Here is a 3,411-nt window from a genome sequence, read left to right as displayed (position 1 = left end):
GCGCTCGCCGCGCCCGGGCTGCCCGTCGTCGCGGGCGGCCGGAGCGCCGGGGCGCGCGTCGCCTGCCGGACGGCGGCGGAGCTGGGCGCGGTGGCGGTGCTCGCCCTGAGCTTCCCCCTCCACCCGCCGGGCCGCCCGGAGAGGTCCCGCGCCGAGGAACTGCTCGGCGCCGGGGTGCCGGTGCTGGTCGTGCAGGGCGCCCGCGATCCGTTCGGCCGCCCCGAGGAGTTCCCGCCGGGCGTCGACCCGGTCGCGGTGCCGGGCGGGGACCACGGGTTCGCCGTGCCGAAGAGCGCCGCGAAGACCGGCGGCGTCACCCAGGAGGACGCACTGGCGGTGATCACTGGCGCCGCGGCCGAATGGCTGGCGGGGCGGCCGGCCGGCTGAGGCCGGCGGGAATGGGACGGGCCGTGCGGATGTTGAGCACCACGTAAGACGCGCACCGGCACATGACAAAGGATTGGGAGACCCGCCCCATGGGTTCGATCGCATGCCTGTCCCGCCCCGGCACCGCAGACCGGGGCCGGCCGGTCGTCATGGGCGGTCTGGCCGCCGCGGCAGGAGCGGCGGGTTCGGCCGGTTCGGCAGGTCATCGTCTATTCTCCGAATCGAGCGGGTCCGCCCAGGGCTCGTCCAAGCTTTCGGAGGAGGTGGGTCCGGTCGTGGGTACCGACGCGGGGACGCACGGCGAGGAGCACCCCCCCGCCCAGGCCGCGGAGAGCGCGGCGGAGCGCAACGCGCGCTTCGAGCGCGACGCGCTGACCTTCCTCGACCAGATGTACTCGGCCGCCCTGCGGATGACCCGCAATCCGGCGGACGCCGAGGACCTGGTCCAGGAGACGTACGCGAAGGCGTACGCGTCCTTCCACCAGTTCCGTGACGGCACGAACCTCAAGGCGTGGCTGTACCGCATCCTGACCAACACCTTCATCAACTCGTACCGCAAGAAGCAGCGTGAGCCGCTGCGCAGCGCGTCCGAGGAGATCGAGGACTGGCAGCTGGCGCGTGCCGAGTCGCACATGTCCCAGGGGCTGCGGTCCGCCGAGTCGCAGGCGCTCGACCACCTGCCGGACTCCGATGTCAAGGAGGCCCTTCAGGCCATTCCCGAGGAATTCCGCATAGCGGTCTACCTCGCGGACGTCGAGGGGTTTGCCTACAAGGAGATCGCGGACATCATGGGTACCCCCATCGGCACGGTGATGTCCCGCCTCCACCGGGGCCGACGGCAGCTGCGCGGTCTGCTGGAGGACTACGCCCGCGAGCGTGGCCTGGTCCCGGCCGGGGCCGCCGCGCCGCACGGTTCCGACGCGTCGCACAATGGGAAGGGCTCGGACTCATGAGCTGCGGAGAGCCGCACGAGACGGACTGCTCTGAAGTCCTCGACCACCTCTACGAGTACCTCGACCGCGAGATGCCGGACGGCGACTGTGCCAAGTTCGAGGTGCACATCGACGAGTGCTCCCCCTGCCTGGAGAAGTACGGGCTGGAGCAGGCGGTCAAGAAGCTGGTCAAGCGCTGCTGCGGGCACGACGACGTCCCGGCCGACCTGCGCTCCAAGGTGATGGGCCGGATCGAGCTCATCCGCTCCGGCCAGTCCGTGCCGGAGCAGGACGTGGTGGCCGAGGCCCGCGCCGCCGAGGCGGACGCCCGGAGCGTCCCGCAGGACTGACGGCCCGGCGGGAACGCGCCCCGAAACCCGCATCAAAACGGCTGCCCCCCGAACGTCACCCGAACGGACGGCGGTTCCGGCCGATCCGGCCGGGAGCGCCGCGCGTGAGCCTATTCTCCCCATCCCGACAGCGAGTCCGGATGGGGAGGACATGTCATGGAGGCAGTCCCGGCGGCGGCGCGCGCCTGGATCTCCGGTGCCGTGGGCGCGGCGGTCCTGAGCGTTCTGCCCGCCCTGCGGGACCCCGCCGCCGTTCCCTGGCCGACGACGGCCCTCCTGGCCGCCGCGGGCGTGCTCGGCGGGCTCCGGCCGCGCCGCGCCCCGGTGCCGCCGGCCCTGCTGCTGGCCGTGCTGCTGCTGCCCCCGGCCGCCGCCGCGCTGGCCGCCGTTCCGGGCGGCTTCTTCTCGACAAGCGGCTTCTTCTCGGCAAAGGGCGATCGGCGGGGAGGCTGGCGCCGGTCGTGGGACGCGGCGCTCCTCGCCCTCGCCGCGACGGCCGCCTCCCGGGTCTTCGGCGCCGCCCGCGCCCCGCTGCCGTCCGGCCCCCTGGGGGCGCTGCCCGCGGTGCTGGCCGCAGCCCTCGTCCTCGCGCTGACGGCCGCCGTCCTCGACCGTGCCGTCCGCCGTCCGGCGGCCCCGCGGCTCCCCGTCCTGGGACCCGCGCTGGGCTTCGCGCTGCTGCACGGGCCGGGCGCGCTGCTCGCGGCCGAGCTGTGGCGCAGCGTCTACGGGCCGGTGGCGGCCCTGCTGGTGCTGCTGCCGCACACCGTGCCCGTCCGGCCCGCGGCCGGGAGCCGGCGGGAGCGCGCCGACCGTGGCGCGACCGTCCGGGCGCTGGTCGAGGCCGTCGACCTCAAGGACCACTACACGCGGGGCCACGGCGAGCGGGTCGGACTGCTCTCCGTGCGGATCGGCCGCGAACTCGGCGCGGCCGGGGACCGGCTGGAGGCCCTGCGGATCGCCGGCACCCTGCACGACCTCGGCAAACTCGGCGTCCCCACCCGGGTGCTGCGCAAGGACGGCCCGCTCACCGGCGAGGAGCGGCGCGCCGTCCGGCTGCATCCGGAGTACGGGGACGAGCTGGTGCGCGGGGTCGCGATCCCCGACGAGGCCCGGGAGGCGATCCTCCACCACCACGAGCGGCTGGACGGCAGCGGCTACCCCTACGGCCTGACGGGCTATCAGATTCCGGAGGCGGCCCGGATCGTGGCCGTCGCCGACGCCTTCGACGCCATGACCTCCACGCGCACCTACAGCCGAGCCCGGCCGGTCCCCGCCGCGCTCGCCGAACTGCGCCGCTGCGCCGGGAGCCAGTTCGACCCGCGCATGGTCGAGGCGCTCGCCCGGGCCCTGGAGCGGGACGGCCGGACGGCGGTCCCCACCGGGGGCGGAACCGCGGTTCCCGATTGCGGAAACGTCCCTCCTGATCACCACGGCCCGTCGGCCCCACCGGAGGAGTGCCCGTACGCGCCCCCGCCCGGGCGTCCCCTGCTCGTCCCGGACCGCGACCGCCCGCCCGGCGGGGGCACGCTGCCCGGCCCCGCCCCCGTACCGCCCCCGGGAGGCCGCCGGTGACCGGCGCCCGGCTGGTACGGACCGTCCACCTGCTGGCCGGCGGCGGCGCCCTGCTCGCGCTGGCCTGGACCGCCTGCCACGGCATCCAGCGGCCACCGGTCGCCTGCGCCTACGGGCTGCTCATCGCCCTGGGCGAGGCCGCCGCCCGGCGGCCGGAACCGCTGGGC

At 75.5% G+C, this 3,411-nt stretch carries 4 protein-coding genes; all 4 read left to right on the top strand.

The window, feature by feature from the left end; translation table 11 throughout:
* On the top strand, positions 1-387 hold a 387-nt coding region (locus JNW98_RS20475; RefSeq protein ID WP_372459287.1), incomplete at its 5' end, for an alpha/beta hydrolase family protein.
* 263 nt (positions 388-650) lie between these two features.
* Positions 651-1,340, top strand: coding sequence for a sigma-70 family RNA polymerase sigma factor (locus JNW98_RS20470; protein ID WP_193581852.1), 690 nt, complete (start codon positions 651-653; stop codon positions 1,338-1,340).
* Positions 1,337-1,669 (top strand): mycothiol system anti-sigma-R factor, encoded by a 333-nt coding sequence (rsrA, locus tag JNW98_RS20465; RefSeq protein WP_004937530.1) that lies wholly within the window; start codon positions 1,337-1,339, stop codon positions 1,667-1,669. Before JNW98_RS20470 ends, rsrA begins: the two co-directional genes overlap by 4 nt.
* A 156-nt stretch (positions 1,670-1,825) precedes the next feature.
* Positions 1,826-3,244, top strand: coding sequence for an HD-GYP domain-containing protein (locus JNW98_RS20460; RefSeq protein WP_223769718.1), 1,419 nt, complete (start codon positions 1,826-1,828; stop codon positions 3,242-3,244).
* Positions 3,245-3,411: the final 167 nt, after the last annotated feature.

This window comes from Streptomyces huiliensis (genome assembly GCF_020037025.1).
GTDB lineage: Bacteria > Actinomycetota > Actinomycetes > Streptomycetales > Streptomycetaceae > Streptomyces > Streptomyces huiliensis.
This window is presented reverse-complemented; position numbering and strand designations above follow the sequence as displayed.